The sequence below is a fragment of the Demequina sp. NBRC 110057 genome (assembly GCF_002090175.1).
Lineage (GTDB): Bacteria > Actinomycetota > Actinomycetes > Actinomycetales > Demequinaceae > Demequina.
The window spans coordinates 558,228-575,082 of sequence record NZ_BBRN01000004.1; the positions used below are offsets into that span (position 1 = coordinate 558,228).

Here is a 16,855-nt window from a genome sequence, read left to right on the forward strand (position 1 = left end):
GCCAGACTATCGCGGCTGGCTCGGGGCGCTCACCCCCACAATTTGAACCGATCGCGGCCGCGACACGCCGTCTCAGGCGCCGATGCGCGCCGTCGCCACGGCGCGTCGCCGCGCCACCGGTTCAAAGCGAGGGGCGGACGGGTGAGTAACGGGGAGGCCGGGAGGCGGGGAGGCAGGAACGGAAGGGTGCCGTCAGGAGGCCTGGGTGCGCTTGGCGCGGCGCTCGGCGAGCTCGTCGGTGCCGTCGGTGACCGGGTCGTCCTCGCCGCGGTCGGCGGGAAGCTCGGACAGCGAGCCCTCGAGCTCACGCCATACCTTTCCCAACGCGATGCCGAACACTCCCTGTCCGCCCTGGACAAGGTCGATGACTTCGTCGTCGGACGTGCACTCGTACACCGAGGCGCCATCGGACATGAGGGTGATGCGAGACAGGTCCTCGACGCCGCGCTCGCGCAGGTGGGACACGGCGCTACGAATCTGCTGGAGCGACACTCCCGAGTCCAGGAGTCGCTTCACGACGCGCAGCACGAGAATGTCGCGGAAGCCGTACAGGCGCTGCGTGCCCGATCCCCCGGCGGAACGCACGGTGGGCTCCACGAGGCCGGTCCTCGCCCAGTAGTCGAGCTGGCGGTAGGTGATGCCGGCGGCCTTGCAGGCGATGGGCCCGCGGTAGCCGGCGTTGCGGTCGAGATCGGCGAGGCCGTCGTCGAAGAGGATGCCTTGATCGCTCACGATGCGCACGTCGTAAGTCCCGCCGTCAGCCATGAGCCCTCCTCTTTCCCACGTCCTTCAACCTACGGTTGAGGCTTTGCCTGGTCAACGCACCACGCGGGTGGCGCCAGGTCACGATTCCTTTACGTGTCGACGCGCGCGTGAAGCCACGCCGAGAACAGCGCGACGGCGGCGTCGGTGCGGGCGCGCGTCGCGGCATCGGCCTCGGCGTCCCTGCCTTTGGACCGGTCGGCACGTCCCGCGCCGACGGCTCCGTCGGCCTCGCGGCCCACGGCTCGTCCCAGCACCACCAGGTCGCGCGGCGAGCCGCCGGACGCCAGGTACGCGCCAGCAGCGACCACGAGCGGCACCACCGCGCGGTCGAAGCGTCCCGGCACGGCCTGGGCGATCACTCCATCGGCCTCGAGCACGGCGACCACGTCGGCGTCCACCGACGCGGCGGCAGCAAGGTCGGCCGGGGACAGGAACGAGTCGCGCTGGTCCACGGCGTGAGGCACCACCGCCTCGTGCATGCGGCCCTCGTCGAGCGCGGTCAGGTGCTCGGCGATGACGCTCAGTGGACGGTAATGGTCGCGCTGCTGACGCAGCACAAAACGCACCCGCTCGACATCGGCGGGCGAATACTGGCGGTAGCCGGAGGGAGTGCGATGCGGGCTGACCAGGCCGTTCGAGTCAAGGAAGCGGAGCTTCGACGGGCTCAGCGCGGGGAACTCGGCCTGGACGAGCGCCAACACGTCGGAGACCCGCAGCAGCGGTTCGTGCGACAGGGCGTGCGGCCAGGTGCCCTCGAGCGGCTCGGGCGCCTCGCGCCGCGGCTCGGGCCCTGCTGCGCTCAGCGCGGGCATACGGTCAGCGGGCCGTTCCGGGGTGGAAGGTCATCCGGTACTTGCCGATCTGCACCTCGTCGCCGGCGGCGAGAACCTTCTCGCTGACCAGCTCGCGGTTCACATATGTGCCGTTGAGCGAGCCGGCGTCCTTGACCGTGAACGACGCGCCCTCGCGCAGGAACTGCACGTGTTCGCGGCTGACGGTGACGTCGTCGAGGAAGATGTCGGAGGACACCGATCGGCCCGCCGTGGTCAGGTCCACATCCAGCAGGAAGCGGGCTCCCTGATTGGGGCCGTGGTGGACGATCAGCAACGCGCAGTGCTCGTCGAGCGCGTCGATCGCCGCATCGTCCTGGGTGGACAGCCGCGCGGGCGAGTCCTCCGCGTTGATCTGGGCATCGAGGGACATGGTCCGCTCGACAGGACTCTCGTCGTAGGTCATGACGCCTCCTCGCTGTCTCGGATCGTGGCTTCCATCCTAGGCCCGTCGGCGGCCGGTCGCGCTCGCCGCGCCGCCGCGGCACGATGGCGAATGTCCTGGACGTAGCCCACCCCGGAGATCCAGTACAGGACCGCCGCCCCCAGCGACAGCACGATCGCGAGGACGTTCAGCCACGTCGCCACCTCGTAGCCCACATAGGCAAGGGGAAGGGTGATGTACAGGCAGAACGTGGCGGCCTTGCCCACGAATGTCACGTGGGGGCTGCGGATCTTGCGCGAGCGGCCGTACAGCAGGGCCGTCCCGACCATCGCGTCGCGCGCCATCAGGATGATGACGAGCCACCACGGGATAACGTCGCGGATCGCGAGGCCGAGCACCACCACGAGGGTGAGCAACCGGTCCGCGGCGGGGTCGAGCAGCCTTCCCAGGGCGGTCACCTGGTTCCAGCGACGCGCCAGGAAGCCGTCGAGGAAGTCGGAGAAGCCGGCGCACGCGAGCACGATGATCGCGGCGACGTCCTGTTCCCCGATGAAGAGCCCGCCGAACACGGCGATGAGCAGGATCCGGACGAACGAGATCACGTTCGGGACCGTCCACACCGCGTGCGACACCGGGTAGGGCCGCTGCTCGGGAGGGGGGAGACTCACCCGAGCGATGCTACCGGACTACTCCTGGGGCGATTCCTGCGCGATCACCTTGTCGACGGTGGCCGCGGCGATGCGCGTTGCCTCGTCCTCCGAGGCGCCGCGCGCGAGCTCACGCGCCTTGATCTGCTCGAACTTGTAGTGCCGTGTGTCCACGGCGTGCTCCTCGGCCATGAGGCGCTCCCTTCGGGTGCGAACAGGGTCCTTCTCAGCGTAGGCCGGTCTCCCGGCGTCCGCGCGTCAGCGGCCAACGGCGCGTTCGAGTTCGGCCTTCGACATGCGCGAGCGGCCCTTGATGTTCCTGCGCTTGGCCTCGGCGTACAGCTGGTCCTTGGTGCGGCCCTGGGCACCGCTGTGGGAACGTTGGCCGCCACGGCGTCCGCTCGACATGTCCTCGGTCGACGTGCGCGAGGCCTGCTCCGACTCGCCGGCGCGCGCCCGCTCCTTGTTCACGGTGCGGGCGGCGACTTCTTCGGCCACCTCCGTCGACGCCCCGGAGTCGAGCTTGGACTCCTTGATGTGCTCGTACTGGCGTTCACGCTTCTTGCTCCATGCCCGCTGCGGCATCGGCCATCACCTCCGTGAGTCGCTTGCGTGGGCGACAACACGGGCGTCGCGTGGCGTTTTCCCGCGGCCGATGCGGTGGCGAGGCCCGTTCGGGTCTCGCCACCGCATCGGGCGTCAGCGGGTGAGGATCCAGTACGGGTCGTAGGTGGCGATCACCTGGGCGATGCGCTCGCGCGCCTCGTCCGTGAGGCCGGCGTCGCCGGTGACCTCCTCGAAGCCGTACAGCGCGATGTTCCCGTACTTGTGGCCCGCGTCCTCCGGCACACCCTGCGACAGGATGAGGTCGATGACGCCCTGGAAGGCCGTCACGCCGGGGATCCACACCATGTCGTCGCTCAGCATCGGCGAGCGCTGGTCGGCGTCGAGCCAATCCGGCTTGGACCAGATGACGGAGGGGCCAATCCACACGATCGGGTCGTCGCCGTGCTGCAGGTAGGCGACGCGGGGCTCGGCCCACTCCCCCTCCGGCTCGGCAAGGTCGCCACGCTGCTCGGCGAAGCGCACGCTCTCGCCGTCCTGGTACGTGGGGAGGTACATCGGCGAGCCCTCGTCGCGGCCGAACGTCGCCTCCTTCCACACCGTGGAGAAGCTCGGGGTGCCGGCGAGCACCGCGCCGTCGGTACGGGTGCGGAGGTCATCGACCGACTCGAAGGCGTTGTTGAGGCCGTACGAGCCGAGCGACAGCCCGTAGACCGTCAGCTGCGGGCGGTCGTCCTCGGGAAGCGCCGACCACCACTCGTATACGGCGTCGAACGCTGCGCGCGTGCCGGTGGGGGCCAGGTCGGGGGTCAGGAGCGCCGAGACGGGGCTCGGTGTCGCGCCGTACTGGACAGTGACGATGGCGGTGTCGCCCGCGTGCAGGTACTCGAAGCCGTCGATGGCGGCCGGGTCGAGCCAACCCGAACCTGTCGTCGCGGCGAGCAGGAGCTGGTCGCGGTCAGCGGCACCCGTGCGCTCAAGCTCCTGGACGGCCAGCTGCGCGCGCTCCTCGGGGGTGTCGGCGGCGTCGATGCCCACGTAGACGCGAATCGGCTCCTGGGCCTCGACGTCCGTGATCGACTCGATCTGCGCCGCGCTCGGGCCGCTGGCCACGATCTTGACTCCAGCCTGGCCCAGGTCCTCCCAGGCCACGAGGCTGTCGGGGCTTCCCGACCGTAGCTCACTCGTGGGCTGCGCGTATGCGGGGTCGTAGGTGTGGTTGCGCTGCCCGTACAGGCCGGTCAGGAGCAGCGACAGCAGCGACGTGCCGACGGCCACGATCACGAGGACGCCCACCGTGGTCGCCGCGCCCGCCCCGAGGCTGACGAGGGGCCCGCGGGGCCCCTCCTCGCGACGGCTGACCTTGGCGGTGAGGCGCACGACCAGCGGGCGCAGCCAGTTGTGGAGCCGCCGAATGCCGCGGCCGATGGCGAAGCCCAGCCACACTCCCAGCAGTGCGCCGATGACGATGTTCAGCCAGTGAAGCCCGTCGGCATCGGCCAGCCCCACTGCCTCGCGCACATCGTTCTGCCAGCGCACGCCGAGCGGCAGCACCGCCACGAAGGCCAGCACGTTCGCCGCGGCCACGATCCAGCCGGGTGCGGACGCGTCCCAGCGGATCCGTCCCACCGACGCCAGACGCACCAGGCGCCACGCGAGGACACCCAGCCCGTACCCGACCGCGAACGCGAGACCCGAGACGAGTCCCTGCCCCCAGGCGGGCCGCGGCAGCAGCGACGGGGTCAGCGACAACACCACGAACAGGACACCCAGCACCGACCCGACCACGTCGAGGCGCTTGACACTCCACTTGAGCATGCGGCCCTCCCTCCGGGCGCCACAGTAGCGCCAGCCGGTGCGCCGCGGGCCCCGAGGCTCGCGGCGACACCCGAGGTTCAGCCGCGCGGCGCGGGCACCTCCCCCGCGAGTAGCGCGTCGCCGACGCGGACGCTCGGCGGGTGAGGCGTGCCGTAGCGGTGCTGGGTGACCGAGACGGCCTGCTCGCGCACGAACGGCAGCAGCTCAAGCCATGCCCCCGTGACGGGCGCCGTGTACAGGGCGAGGTCGGCACGGCCGCGCAGGCCGTCCTCGACCTCGCCGACGACACGCAGGCGGCCGTGGCCCAGCCCGCGGGTGAGCGCGGCCTCGGCGGGCTCGATGTGGACGGCGACGCCGGCCGCGGCTAGGAGCGAGGCCGTCGCCTCGGAAAGGGCCGATGCGGCCGTCACCGTGGCGGCGCCAGTCACGGTGAGCGAGGCTGCGACCACTCGTACGAGAGCATCCGCGTCGTCGCCGTCCCAGCGGATGGGGGTGGCAACCGGAGCGTGGCGCAGGACGTTACGCTCGCCGGTCAGCCCCGAGGGGTCGTGCCCGTGAGCGAGGTCGTCGCTCCATGCCCCGGCGTCGCGCGCCGCTCCGGCACGCACCCAGGCCGGCGCATCTCCGACGAGGCGCGCGACGGGGCCGCTCACGGCATCGGCGAGCGCGGTGCCATCGGCATCGGCCGTACGCAACCAACCCGTGAGCGACGCGACGTAGTGGGGGCCTCCGGCCTTGACCGTGGTGCCCACGACCGATCGCTTCCACCCGCCGAACGGCTGGCGCTGGACGATGGCGCCGGTGGTGCCCCTATTGACGTAGGCGTTGCCCGCCTCGACGGCGCCCAGCCACACGCGGATCTCTTCCTCGTCGAGGCTGTGAAGGCCAGCGGTGAGCCCGTAGTCGACGGCATTCTGGACGGCGATGGCCTCGTCGAGGGTGTCGACGCGCATCACCCCGAGCACCGGGCCGAAGCACTCGGTGAGGTGGAACCAGCTGCCCGGCTTCACCCACGCGCGCACGCCGGGCGTCCACAGGTTCGGAGCGAGTTCGCGCGGCTCGACCCACCAGGACTCCCCCGCCTCGAGGGTGGTGAGCGCGCGGAGGAGCTTGCCCGTAGGCGGCACGATGACGGGACCCATCTGGCTGCGCGGGTCGTGGGCAGGCCCCACCGTGAGCGACGTGACCGCGTCGACGAGCTGACCGCGCAGGCGCTCGGAGTCGGCCGCGCTGCCCACGAGGATGGCGAGCGAGGAGGCCGAGCACTTCTGCCCCGCGTGCCCAAAGGCCGACTGCACCAGGTCGCGCACGGCAAGGTCGAGGTCCGCGCTCGGAGTGATGATGAGGGCGTTCTTGCCGCTCGTCTCCGCGCGCAGGTCGAGGTCGGGGCGGGTCGCGAGGAACCGCTCGGCAGTCTCGAAGGCGCCGGTCAGGATCACCTGGTCGATGCGCGCGTCCCCAATCAGCTGGTCGCCGAGGCGCTCGGGGTCGATGTCCAGCAGCGTCACGAGGCCGGCGGGCACTCCTGCCGCGTCGAGAATCTCGCGGATGACGGCGCCGCAGCGCGCGGCCTCCTCGGCGGGCTTGAGGATGACGGCGCTTCCGGCGGCGAGCGCGGCGAGCGTCGAGCCCAGCGGGATGGCCACCGGAAAATTCCACGGAGGGGTCACGAGCGTCAGCGCTCGCGGCACGGCGCTTGCTCCCGGGACGTCGGCCAGCGCCCGGGCGGAGCGCGCGTAGTACCTCGCGAAGTCGATCGCCTCGGAGACCTCGGGATCCGATTGCTCGAGCGTCTTGCCGCATTCGGAGGCCATCACCTCGTGGAGGATGCCGCGGTGCGCCTCGAGGGCATCGGCCACGGCCTCGAGAAGTCTCGCGCGGTCCGCGGGGCGGCTCGCTCCCCAGTCGCTTCCGGCCTCGTGAGCACGGCCGATCACGGCGTCCAGGCCCGCGGCATCGTCCACCCTGGCGGCGGCGAGGGTGGCGGCGCCGGCGCGTGACTGCCTGGCGCGCTCGAGAGCGGCCCGGCCCTCGTCTCGCACCGCCGGGACGGCGGGGTCGGCATCGGATGCGTTGGCGAAGCCCTCGGCCGGCGAGGCGACGGCCTCGCCGCGGCCCCTGGCGCGCGACGGTGCGTCCTGCGACAGGGTCAGCGCGCGGCGGAAGGCGTGCTCCTGCACGGCGAAGGTGCCCACGTGGTCCGCAAGGTCGCCGACGTCGGCAAGGAAGTTGCCCGGGCTCGCCACCTCCTCGAGGCGCCGCGCCAGGTAGGCGAGGGCCACGTCGAAGTCGCCGGGTGCCACCGCGGGTGTGTACAGGCGCACGCCGCCCATGGAGGCGGCGACCGTACGCGCGATGCCGGGGGCCATGCCCAGCAGCATCTCCAGGTCGATGCCCTCGGCGATTCCGCGGCGCTCGCAGCGCACCCGCGTGAGCGCGATGTCGAAGAGGTTGTGGCCGGCGAGGCCGACGCGAAGGCTCGCGAGGCTCTCGGGGTCGAGCGCGGCGTCGAGCAGGCGCTTGTACTGCGCGTCGGACTCGGCCTTCGAGTCCCACGTGGCGAGGCGCCATCCGTGGGTCTCGGCCTCGATGCGCTCCATGGACAGGTTGGCGCCCTTGACGATGCGGACCTTGAGCGGCGCGCCGCCCGCCGCGGTGCGCTCGCGGGCGAGGCGCTGCAGCTCTCGCAGCGCGCCGAGGGAATCGGGAAGGTAGGCCTGCAGCACGATTCCCGCGGGAAGCTCGAGGAACTCGGGCCGCGTCATGAGGTCGCGGAACACCGCGAGCGTGAGGTCGAGGTCCCGGTACTCCTCCATGTCGAGGTTGATGAAGGTGCGGTCGTGGCGCAGCGCCGCGGCGTACAGCGGCGCGAGCACCTCGGTGACGGACTCGACGGCCTCGTCGAAGGCCCACGCGGGGTGGGGGGCCACGGCCGCGGAGACCTTGATCGACACGTAGTCGACGGCGGGGTGTTCGATGAGCGCGAGCGTGCGGGCCACGCGGCGGTCGGCCTCGCCGCGCCCCAGGACCGCCTCGCCCAGCAGGTTGAGGTTGACCTCGGCGCCGTGCGAGCGCACGCGCCGCAGCGCCCCCTCGAGGCGCTCGGGCCGGGCGTCGACGACGAGGTGGCCCACCATCGCGCGCACCACGCGCCGGGCGGCGCCCACCGTGAGGCGGGGAGCCACGCGACCGGCCACGGCCGCGAGGCTCAGCGCGGGACCGAGCCCCGTGGGCATCCCCTGGGGGGCGATGGCTGCGGCCGAGCGCAAGCCGCGAGCGGCCACGTGCGGGTCCTCGGGCCTCATGAGGCCGTCGAGCAAGGTGGTGAGGAACGCGAGTCCGCCGTCGCGACGCAGCATGTCCTCCATGAGGCGAGCGGCAAGGCCCTGCCGGGTGGTGCGCGCATCGGCGAGCCACTCCCTGACCTGGGCGACGGCGGCATCGGCCTCCGTCGCGAGGGCGCGCTCATGCATGGTGTCCGGGGTCATACCGGCGAGTGTGAGGCCAATCCGGATGCAGCACCAGCGCGGAAAACTGCGCGATATTCCACAGCGATGCTTAACTAAAGAGATGTACGACGTGACCCAGCTGCGAACCCTCCGCGAGTTCGCGGTGCGCGGGACCCTTCAAGAGACGGCGCAGTCGCTCGGGTACACGTCGTCGGCGGTGTCCCAGCAGCTCGCCGCCCTGGCCAGGGACGCGGGCACTCCGCTCACGCGCCGCGTCGGGCGCCGGCTCGTGCTGACCTCTGCGGGGGCAGCGCTCGCCCACGGCGCCGAGGAGGTCCTCGCTGCCCTCGAGCGTGCGCGCTCCGACGTGGCCGCGACGCTGGGGAGCCCCCACGGCACCGTGAGGCTCGCCATCTTCCAGTCCGCAGCGCTCGCGCTGGTGCCCCGCACGCTGACCCTGGTGGGCGAGGCCGCCCCCGAGGTGCGGGTCGAGATCACCCAGGCGGAGCCCGCTCAGGCGCTCGAGGACACGTGGGCGCGCCAGTACGACCTCGTGGTCGCCGAGGAGTACCCGCACCACAGCGCTCCGCACCACGCGGAACTGGTGCGCGAGACCCTCGTGAGCGACGAGATCTCCCTTGCCTCGTGCGCGGACAGTCCCGTACGGTCGCTGGCCGATGCCGCCGACCTCGCGTGGGTCATGGAGCCCCAGGGAGCCGCGTCCCGCCACTTCGCCGAACAGGCCTGCAGGGTGGCGGGCTTCGAGCCCGACGTGAGGTTCGAGACGGCCGACCTCCAGTCGCACCTCGCCCTCGTCACCGCCGGCCACGCCGTGGCCCTCATGCCGGGGCTCATGACGGGCACCGCCCCCGGCTCGGTGTCCCTGGCCGGGCTCCACGCGCCCGCCCACCGCACGGTGTTCGCCGCGCTGCGCGGGTCGTCGCGTCAGGACCCCGCGGTCACCGTGGTGCTGGAGGCGTTGCGGCGCGGCGCGCGGGATCTGCGGGCAGGGACCTGACAAGTGCGGTGCCGCCGGCCGCCGCCGCCGGCATCATCGCGACGACGCCGCCGGGGATGAGGAAGCTCGCGAAGACGGCCGCCCCGAACCCGATGGCGCGTGCCCGGTGTCCCCTCAGCGCCTCGCGACGCTGCGCGAGCGAGACGATGCCGCGGCGGCTCAAGGGATATGCCGTCAGCTCGAGCGCGAGCAGCCACCCGCCGAGCGTGGCCGAGACGATGAACGCGGCCACCGTGCCCACCACGGGGATGAGCCCAATGGCAAAGGCGAGGACGCCCACCGGGATCGTGAGGAGCAGGAGGCGCGCCCACTCCGCGACGCCACGCACAGCAGCGCGCCACCACGGCTCGGGGTCCTCGGCGTCGAGGGTCGGGTCGTGGGCGTCGAGTTCGCGGGAGATGCGCTCGAAGAAGGGCTGACCCACCAGCAGCGCGAGTGCGGTGAAGGTGTAGATGGAGATCAGCGCGGCAGCGCCGATCACCGCGACAGCCACCACGGTGCGCAGCAGGCCGTGAGGCCACGACCCGTCTTGGAATGCCAGGCCCGCCACCCAGTCCCCCGCGGGGAACGCCGCCACGAAGGCCGCCACCACGAGCACGCCGAGCACGAGCGCCGCGATCATGGCGGGCAGGAGTCCCCACGCCATGGTGCGCGGGGCGGTGCGCCACGTCCCGACGCCGCGCACCAGCATCCTCACGCCGACCCCGGCCTCCTTGACGGCCGAGCCTGCCGTGGCGATCGGCTTCACCGGGGACGGAACTCGCATGCCGCGATGCTAGCGGCGCGGGGCCCGGACGACCGGAGGCATCGGCCCTATCCTGGCGCGACACCACCGCCGCTACGGAAAGGCGACCGCATGACCGACGTGCTGCTGACCGACGCCCGCCTGCCTGGATCCGACACCGTCACCCGGCTGTACCTGTGCGACGGCGTCATTGCCGACGCCTCCCAGGCGCCGGCGAGCGCCCAGCGGGTGTCGCTCGAGGGGCGCTGGGTCATGCCGGGGCTGTGGGACCAGCACGTGCACTTCACCCAGTGGGCGATCGTGCGCAGGCGGCTCGACCTGTCGAGCGCCACGAGCGCCGCCTTCGCCGCGCAGATCGTGGCCGCACGGCTGCTCGCCGAGCTCGACGTCCCGGAACCGCTCATCGGGAATGGTTACCGCGACGCCCTGTGGGAGGACGAACCGACGGCGGAACTTCTCGACGCCGTCTCCCCCGAGCGCCCTGTCATCCTGCTGTCGGGAGACCTGCATGCCGTGTGGGTGAACACGGCGGCGCGGTACCGCTACGGGCTTCCCCACGCGGGCGTGCTGCGCGAGGGCGATGCCTTCGGCCTCCAGATGCGCCTGGACCAGGAGGCTCCCGGCGACGAGGACGTCGCCATCTCGGAGGCCGCGGCGGAGGCGGCCGCGCTCGGCATCGTCGGCATCGTCGACCTAGAGATGGCCCGCAACCTGCACGGCTGGACGCGCCGCATGACGCACGGCCTGCAGGCGTTCCGGGTGCGCTCGGGCTTCTACCCTGACGAGTTCGACGAGCGGCTCGACATGGGGCTTCGCGGAGGAGACGTCATCCCCGACACCGAGGGGATGCTCACCGTCGGGCCGCTCAAGATCATCACCGATGGCTCGCTCAACACCCGCACGGCGTACTGCCACGAGCCGTACGCGACGGGAGGCCACGGGGTCCTGACGTTCACCCCCGAGGCGACCACCGGCCTGCTGGCCCGCGCCGTAGCCGAGGGCTTCGACGTGGCGGTCCACGCCATCGGCGACGCTGCCGTCACGCACGCGCTCGACTCGTTCGCCACGACGGGCGCCCGCGGGACCATCGAGCACGCGCAGCTGGTGAGGGACGAGGACCTCGCGCGGTTCGCAGCCCTCGGGGTGACCGCCTCGATGCAGCCCGAGCACCTGTGGGACGACCGCGACGCGAGCGAGAAGATCTGGCCGGGGCGCACGGGCCGCTCGTTCCCCTTCGCCGGCCTGCGCGACGCCGGCGCGAGGATCGTGCTCGGCTCCGACGCCCCCGTGTCGCCGCTCAACCCGTGGCGCGCGATCGCCGCGGCGGAGCACCGCAGCGCCGACGAACGCGAGCCGTGGCACCCCGAGCAGTCGCTCACCCGTGCCCAGGCGCTCGCGGCATCGACCGACGGGCGGTCCCTCGCCGCGGGTGAACCCGCGGACGTGGTGGCCCTGGACCGCGACCCGCTGACGTGCCCGACCGACGAGCTTCTCGACATGCCCGTCGCCGCGACCCTCGTGGGCGGCCGCTTCACGCACTGGGCGATCTGAGGCCCCCTCCCAGACATACGGCAGCCGATGCGGGTGCGAGTGCCGCACGCCGCATCGGCCATCCGAATGCCTGCCCCGGGTCAGTCCAGGAGCGTCGCGCTCTCGAGCGAGATCTGCACGCCGGCGAGCGCCTTCGACACCGGGCAGTTCTCCTTGGCGTCCTCGGCGACCTCGCCGAATCCGACCTGGTCAAGGCCGGGAACCGACGCCTTCACGGTCAGCACCGACTGGGTGACGCCCTCGCCGGGAACGAAGGTCACCTCCGCCTCGACAGAGATCTCGGTGGGCGGGGTGCCCTTCTCGCCCAGCGCGTTCGACAGCGCCATCGCGTAGCACGACGCGTGGGCGGCGGCCAGGAGCTCCTCTGGGGTGGTCGTCGTGGCCGAGCCCTCCGACCGCGCCTTCCAGTTCACGCCGACGGTGGCGACTCCCGAGGCGAGCGCGGTGGTTCCCGAGCCCTCCGTGAGCGAGCCCTTCCAGACCGTCGATGCCTTGCTGTGCACTGCCATGGTGCCTCCCTGAGGTTCGTGCGCGACGGGATCTCCGTCGCCCAGACCAGTCAAGCATGCGCGGCATACTGGCGCCATGACGATTACCGAGGCCGTGCGCGGACCCGTCCCTCACTCCCCCGGCGCCCCCGTCGTGGTCATGCTCCACGGGTATGGATCGCACGAGCGTGACCTCGCGGGGCTTTCCCCGTGGCTGCCGGACGGCACGCCGTGGGTAGCGTTGCGCGCGCCCGGATCGACCGGCTTCGGAGGGTTCGAGTGGTACCCGATCGCGCTTCCCGACGAGCCCACTGGCGAGGGATCGCAGGCGGCGGTCGCGGACATCTGGGAGTGGGTCGACCGCGAGCTCGGTCCCGACGCCTCGGTGATCCCGCTCGGCTTCTCGCAGGGCGGCATGATGGCGATCGAGATGCTGCGGTCACGCCCCGCGCGCGTGCGGGCGACGGTGATGCTGGCCGGCTTCGTGACCGAGGCGGGCGCCGCCGCCGATGCGGCGGTGGCCGCCGACCGCCCGCGGGTGTTCTGGGGCCGAGGCCTCAGCGACCAGGTGATCTGGAAGGCAGCAGTGGAGCGCACCGACCGGTGGCTGACGGCGCACACGCGCCTCACCCGGCGTGAATACCCAGGGCTCGCACACGGCGTCGATGCCGCCGAAATGGAGGACGTGCGGACGTTCCTGCGTGAGGTGCTGTCTGGCGATTGACCGACAGCGCCGATGCCAGACCCCTCTGATCCACTGGAGTCATGACCGCGGACGCGTCCACGACGACCGGCGAGGAGCAACGCCGGTCCCTGTGGCGCGACCGGGCTCTGCGCACGCACGAGTCGACCACCACGCTGCGAGTGGGGCATGTGGAGGCACTGCCCGAGGCCGACATGCTCGCGTAGGGCGAGGCCGTCGGCGAATTGTTCCGGCGGGTGGAACACATGATGGCCGTCGTGGCAATCGTCGAGGAGCGGCGGTCAGGGGTCGAGGATGGCGCGCGCGGGCTCAGCAGGCGCCGCGGCTTCGGCAACGCACGAGGACTCGTGGCCTCGCAGACGGGCGGCACCACCTGGGACGCCTCCCGCCTCATCGAGGCCGGGCGCGCGCTCGCTGAGGCGGAGGAGGCCGAAGCGACATTGCGCATCGAGGCACAGGCTGAGGTGCCCGTGGCGGAGCTGCAGGCGAGGCAGGACGATGACGCTCACGGTGGCGGCGAAGTCCTGCACGGCGACGGCACGCTGGACGGCGGCGAGGGCACTTTGCTGGACAACTCGCCGCCCGGATCCACACTCCCGTCCCCTGCCCCTCGGGAATCAGCTGCGCCTCGGCCGCCCGCACCCACAGCGCCTCTCTTCCCCGAAGTATCCGGGGCATTTACGCGAGGCGAGATCTCGTCTGCAGCCTCTGCGGCGATCACCCGGATGTTGCGGCGCGTCTGGGAGCACTGCGACCACGACGAGGCGCGCAAGGCCGAATGCGCGCTCGTCGCGACCGCACGGCGCGTCAACCACGACTCGCTCACGCGGGCCGTGACGCGCTGGGAGGCGGCTCTCGATCGGGTCCGCGTGGAGCAACGCATGGAGGAGCAGCGGGCGCGGCGCTATTGCGTGATCAAGGAGGAGCACGACGGCATGTTCAGGATCGACGCGCGCCTGGATCCGGAGAACGGCATCGCGCTGTCCACCGTCCTCGACGCGATGGTCGGCGTGCACCTTCGCGTCAAGCGGCGCTCCCAGGACGACGCTCGGCGAGGAATTCCGGTCACGCTAGACGAGAGGTCCCCCGGTCAGGGGCGTGCCGATGCGCTCGGCGACTTCGCGCGCCACCTCCAGGGGTGCGACGTCGACATGCTTCCCCATCCGGCGGCAATGCTCATTGTCCGCGTCGATTACGACCCGCTCACCCGTGCGCTCGGGCGCGAGGGACACCTCGACGGCATGTCAGGCGTCGTGGACGCCTCGACTGCCCGACGGATCGCCGCACGCGCCGGAATCATCCCGCAGATTCTTGGCGGCAGGTCGGTGGTCATCGACGAGGCCCAGAAGCGCTACTTCAGCAAGCGCCAGCGTCGAGTGTTGTTGGAACGCGACCGCGGGTGTGCCAAGTGCGGGGCGCCCCCGTCCTGGTGTGACGCCCACCACATCGTGCATTGGGCCCACGGGGGCCTGACCACGGTGTCGAACGGCGTCATGCTGTGCGTACGCTGCCACCACGACGTCCACCGTCAGAACTGGGAGATCATCGCCACCCAGGACAGTGTGACCTTCATCCCGCTGTCCTCGATCGATCCCGCACGACGTCCGCGGCCCGGCGCACGAAACCTGTACGGAGATCCGGACCAGCTCTTCGAAAGACGAGACCAACCCGTGGACGGCGGTCGAGCGGCGGGCGGCGGTCGAGCGGCAGGTAGCGGACGCGCCACGGATAGCAGGCGCGCGGCCACATGTCGTGCCCGGCCCGCGACCTGTTCCATGCCGGCGCGCGACGAAGCCTGTCCCGATCCTCCACCCGGCGACGGCCACGAGAAAGGGGCTCGCCGTCACACGGCGTCGGCGCTACCGCGTGAGAACACGTGCGAACCGCCCAGACGAGTGACGGCAGCAACTCGGACGACGTCGACTACGACGACTCCTACGACGGCGGCAAGCGATCGAGCAGCCACCGTGTCCCCACCGTCACGGCGCCCGCCGCCTCGACGCGTCGTCGCAACTCGCGGTCCGAGGTCACCACCACCACGCTCGAGCCCGGTGTCGACGCCCCGCCCAAGAATGCGCCGGTCAACGCGCGCACACGATCCACGATGGCGTCATCCCCCGCTCCCGCCGCGGCCACGACCTCAAGGGCGCCTCGACGTTCCTCACCGATGTTTGGCGCAAGCGCGCCGCGGGCCTCGCCCTCGACAACGGCGATCAGCGTCGCCGCGGCCTCCAGCGCGAGCCCCTTGCTCGAGGCGATCGCGAGCGCCTCGTCCCACGGTCCCTGTACGGTCGGGGCCTGCTCGTCGAGGAGGTCGTCGCCCGCCTCCGACCACAAAGCGAGGCGGTGGATCAGCCGTTCGGCGGCACCGCGCCGATCGCGCCACCAGCCATCGGGCACCGACCCCACCACGTTCGCGACATCCACGACCACGGCGATGCGAGGCAGTCCGATGACGGAGCGAAGGAGCTCCCACGCCGCGCCAAAACCCGGATGGAGAGGCAGACTGTCCACCTCGTCGATCGGCACCCAGCGAAGCTCGTGCGACTCGGCATCGGCCGCCCGTGCCTCGAAGGGCGACGTCGCCCTCGCGATCACGGTCGTGTAGCGCCATACGCCACGATCGAGTACCACCGACGCGACCGGCTCCAGCAGCGCCGCCGGCACGTCGGCCTCCTCGGCGGCCTCCCGGCATGCACCCGCGAAGGCGGCCTCGGCCTCGTGCAGGGCCCCGCCCGGGACGCCCCAGGTGTCGCCGTGGTGGCTCCACGAGGCTCGATGCTGCAGCAGGACCCCACGACCGGGATCGTGCACCACGAGCCCCGCCGCGCCGAAGCGGCCCCAGTACCGGGTGCCGTCGGGCGCCACCACCCAGGCATCGCCGGCATCCCGATGCGCCGACAGGCGCGGACCCCGCAGGCTGCGGCTCGTCACCGTGGCGTCGGTGTCGTCATCACCGAGGTGCCCGGCGTGCGCCGTGCCTGAGTCGTCGCTCGTCACGCCGCCAGCCTCGCACACCCCGGCCGCCAGCCGGGGAACGCCGCCCCCGTCAGCGAGGCGCACGTGGGGCGATCGCCTCACCCGCCCGGGGCGGTGCCTGGCCGTCCAGATCCCACGGCAGGCCGGCGGCGAGATAGGGCGACTCGAGATCCTGGCGATGCAGGTGCACCTGCGGCTCGGCCGAGTGCCCCGAGTTGCCGCACGCCGCGATGACCTGTCCCGCAGTGACGGTTGACCCCTGCTGCACGCGCAGCGACCCCCGCCGCAAGTGCGCCAGCACCACGTGCGTACCGTCCTCAAGCCGGATCACCACGTGGTTGCCGAAGACCGCGCGCGGACCCCCGAGCTCCCGCGCCGCTCCTTCGAACAGCATCCACACCCGAGCGAGCCGCGAGGACCGCGATCGATGGTCCCGTGCTCCGTCCGTGACGTGCGCGACCACGCCGTCGGCCGGCGCCAGCACAGGCTGACCGAAGCCGGGGAAGCGTCCGGGACCGAGCAGGGCTCCCGTGCCGTCGGCGAAGCGCGGCCGCTCCACCCCCGTCGGGCTGTAGACCACGGTCATCGCGTACGTTTGCCCCCACGCGTGGGTGCCCAGGCTCGGGCGGCGCGACGACGGGGACGCCACCGCCGTCCACTCGCCCAGCACCGGCGGCGCCAGCGGCACACGGTCGCCGTGCACCCGCGGCGACACGACGGTCGCCAGGAATGCCAGGGCGAACAGGGCAAGACCACCGATGATCGCGAGGTGTCCCGCGTGCATGGTCGGAGGACCCCAGACGCCGGCGATCACCAGCACCAGGCCGGCCACCACGAGGGTCAGCGACAGGTAGATCGCGGGCACACGACAGCGGGCGATGGCGATCGGCATGCGGGCCACCTTAGGCCCCTT

General features: G+C 71.9%; 16 protein-coding genes and 1 pseudogene. 5 read left to right on the forward strand and 12 right to left on the reverse strand.

The window, feature by feature from the left end; genetic code table 11:
- Positions 1–192: 192 nt before the first annotated feature.
- The 8 genes from B7K26_RS07595 to B7K26_RS07625 all read right to left on the reverse strand — a co-directional run bounded on the left by B7K26_RS07595 (position 193) and on the right by B7K26_RS07625 (position 8,497).
- A complete protein-coding gene (locus B7K26_RS07595; RefSeq protein ID WP_084078321.1) occupies positions 193–765 on the reverse strand; it encodes a MerR family transcriptional regulator in 573 nt (190 codons plus the stop codon).
- Between the two features lie 89 nt (positions 766–854).
- Positions 855–1,577, reverse strand: a complete 723-nt coding sequence (locus tag B7K26_RS07600; protein ID WP_084078323.1) for a MerR family transcriptional regulator — start codon at positions 1,575–1,577, stop codon at positions 855–857.
- A gap of 4 nt (positions 1,578–1,581) precedes the next feature.
- Positions 1,582–2,001: an FHA domain-containing protein gene (locus B7K26_RS07605; protein ID WP_084078325.1), complete on the reverse strand. Its 420-nt coding sequence runs from the start codon at positions 1,999–2,001 to the stop codon at positions 1,582–1,584.
- Positions 1,998–2,648, reverse strand: a complete 651-nt coding sequence (locus B7K26_RS07610; protein ID WP_159449644.1) for a CDP-alcohol phosphatidyltransferase family protein — start codon at positions 2,646–2,648, stop codon at positions 1,998–2,000. Before B7K26_RS07610 ends, B7K26_RS07605 begins: the two co-directional genes overlap by 4 nt.
- 18 nt (positions 2,649–2,666) lie before the next feature.
- The gene (locus B7K26_RS12945) at positions 2,667–2,819 is read right to left on the reverse strand and encodes a hypothetical protein (RefSeq protein WP_159449645.1); all 153 of its coding nucleotides are present in this window, start codon (positions 2,817–2,819) and stop codon (positions 2,667–2,669) included.
- Between the two features lie 66 nt (positions 2,820–2,885).
- A complete protein-coding gene (locus tag B7K26_RS07615; RefSeq protein WP_084078329.1) occupies positions 2,886–3,212 on the reverse strand; it encodes a plasmid stabilization protein in 327 nt (108 codons plus the stop codon).
- Between the two features lie 114 nt (positions 3,213–3,326).
- Positions 3,327–5,009: an alpha/beta-hydrolase family protein gene (locus B7K26_RS07620; RefSeq protein WP_084078331.1), complete on the reverse strand. Its 1,683-nt coding sequence runs from the start codon at positions 5,007–5,009 to the stop codon at positions 3,327–3,329.
- Positions 5,010–5,086: 77 nt separating this feature from the next.
- Positions 5,087–8,497, reverse strand: a complete 3,411-nt coding sequence (locus B7K26_RS07625; protein WP_084078332.1) for a proline dehydrogenase family protein — start codon at positions 8,495–8,497, stop codon at positions 5,087–5,089.
- A gap of 82 nt (positions 8,498–8,579) precedes the next feature.
- On the opposite strand from B7K26_RS07625, the gene B7K26_RS07630 reads away from it, so the two are divergent.
- Positions 8,580–9,476, forward strand: coding sequence for a LysR substrate-binding domain-containing protein (locus B7K26_RS07630; protein ID WP_084078333.1), 897 nt, complete (start codon positions 8,580–8,582; stop codon positions 9,474–9,476).
- Here the strand turns inward: B7K26_RS07630 and B7K26_RS07635 are convergent.
- Positions 9,418–10,242: an EI24 domain-containing protein gene (locus B7K26_RS07635; RefSeq protein WP_084078334.1), complete on the reverse strand. Its 825-nt coding sequence runs from the start codon at positions 10,240–10,242 to the stop codon at positions 9,418–9,420. The two genes, B7K26_RS07630 and B7K26_RS07635, sit on opposite strands and share 59 nt — an antisense overlap.
- A 90-nt stretch (positions 10,243–10,332) precedes the next feature.
- Here B7K26_RS07635 and B7K26_RS07640 point away from each other — a divergent pair, with 90 nt between their 5' ends.
- Positions 10,333–11,772 carry an amidohydrolase gene (locus B7K26_RS07640; protein WP_084078336.1) on the forward strand — a complete coding sequence of 480 codons (1,440 nt, stop codon included), beginning with the start codon at positions 10,333–10,335 and terminating at the stop codon, positions 11,770–11,772.
- An 80-nt stretch (positions 11,773–11,852) separates the two neighbouring features.
- On the opposite strand, the gene B7K26_RS07645 is transcribed toward B7K26_RS07640, so the two are convergent.
- Complete coding sequence (locus tag B7K26_RS07645; protein ID WP_084078337.1) at positions 11,853–12,281, reverse strand: OsmC family peroxiredoxin; 429 nt, start codon at positions 12,279–12,281, stop codon at positions 11,853–11,855.
- A gap of 76 nt (positions 12,282–12,357) precedes the next feature.
- Between B7K26_RS07645 and B7K26_RS07650 the strand changes: the two genes are divergently transcribed.
- The 3 genes and pseudogenes from B7K26_RS07650 to B7K26_RS13230 form a co-directional block, all read left to right on the forward strand.
- Entirely contained in the window at positions 12,358–12,984 is a 627-nt protein-coding gene (locus tag B7K26_RS07650; RefSeq protein ID WP_084078339.1) for an alpha/beta hydrolase, read from the forward strand.
- A 41-nt stretch (positions 12,985–13,025) separates the two neighbouring features.
- Positions 13,026–13,169, forward strand: coding sequence for a hypothetical protein (locus B7K26_RS12950; protein ID WP_159449646.1), 144 nt, complete (start codon positions 13,026–13,028; stop codon positions 13,167–13,169).
- A 42-nt stretch (positions 13,170–13,211) separates the two neighbouring features.
- Positions 13,212–14,480 (forward strand): annotated as a pseudogene (locus B7K26_RS13230) (DUF222 domain-containing protein); the annotation flags it as partial.
- 418 nt (positions 14,481–14,898) lie between these two features.
- Here the strand turns inward: B7K26_RS13230 and B7K26_RS07665 are convergent.
- Both B7K26_RS07665 and B7K26_RS07670 read right to left on the reverse strand, forming a co-directional pair.
- Positions 14,899–15,963, reverse strand: coding sequence for an NUDIX domain-containing protein (locus tag B7K26_RS07665; RefSeq protein ID WP_307188081.1), 1,065 nt, complete (start codon positions 15,961–15,963; stop codon positions 14,899–14,901).
- A gap of 49 nt (positions 15,964–16,012) precedes the next feature.
- On the reverse strand, positions 16,013–16,834 hold the full coding sequence (locus tag B7K26_RS07670; protein ID WP_084078343.1) for a M23 family metallopeptidase: 822 nt from the start codon (positions 16,832–16,834) through the stop codon (positions 16,013–16,015).
- Positions 16,835–16,855: the final 21 nt, after the last annotated feature.

Excerpts from the sequence above, each read along its gene's own strand:
- B7K26_RS12950 (WP_159449646.1), top strand. The coding sequence starts at position 13,026 with ATGACCGCGGACGCGTCCACGACGACCGGCGAGGAGCAACGCCGGTCC.
- B7K26_RS07670 (WP_084078343.1), bottom strand. The coding sequence starts at position 16,834 with ATGCCGATCGCCATCGCCCGCTGTCGTGTGCCCGCGATCTACCTGTCG.
- B7K26_RS07645 (WP_084078337.1), bottom strand. The coding sequence starts at position 12,281 with ATGGCAGTGCACAGCAAGGCATCGACGGTCTGGAAGGGCTCGCTCACG.
- B7K26_RS07620 (WP_084078331.1), bottom strand. The coding sequence starts at position 5,009 with ATGCTCAAGTGGAGTGTCAAGCGCCTCGACGTGGTCGGGTCGGTGCTG.
- B7K26_RS07625 (WP_084078332.1), bottom strand. The coding sequence starts at position 8,497 with ATGACCCCGGACACCATGCATGAGCGCGCCCTCGCGACGGAGGCCGAT.
- B7K26_RS07595 (WP_084078321.1), bottom strand. The coding sequence starts at position 765 with ATGGCTGACGGCGGGACTTACGACGTGCGCATCGTGAGCGATCAAGGC.
- B7K26_RS07605 (WP_084078325.1), bottom strand. The coding sequence starts at position 2,001 with ATGACCTACGACGAGAGTCCTGTCGAGCGGACCATGTCCCTCGATGCC.
- B7K26_RS07630 (WP_084078333.1), top strand. The coding sequence starts at position 8,580 with ATGTACGACGTGACCCAGCTGCGAACCCTCCGCGAGTTCGCGGTGCGC.
- B7K26_RS07635 (WP_084078334.1), bottom strand. The coding sequence starts at position 10,242 with ATGCGAGTTCCGTCCCCGGTGAAGCCGATCGCCACGGCAGGCTCGGCC.
- B7K26_RS07650 (WP_084078339.1), top strand. The coding sequence starts at position 12,358 with ATGACGATTACCGAGGCCGTGCGCGGACCCGTCCCTCACTCCCCCGGC.
- B7K26_RS07615 (WP_084078329.1), bottom strand. The coding sequence starts at position 3,212 with ATGCCGCAGCGGGCATGGAGCAAGAAGCGTGAACGCCAGTACGAGCAC.
- B7K26_RS07600 (WP_084078323.1), bottom strand. The coding sequence starts at position 1,577 with ATGCCCGCGCTGAGCGCAGCAGGGCCCGAGCCGCGGCGCGAGGCGCCC.
- B7K26_RS12945 (WP_159449645.1), bottom strand. The coding sequence starts at position 2,819 with ATGGCCGAGGAGCACGCCGTGGACACACGGCACTACAAGTTCGAGCAG.
- B7K26_RS07640 (WP_084078336.1), top strand. The coding sequence starts at position 10,333 with ATGACCGACGTGCTGCTGACCGACGCCCGCCTGCCTGGATCCGACACC.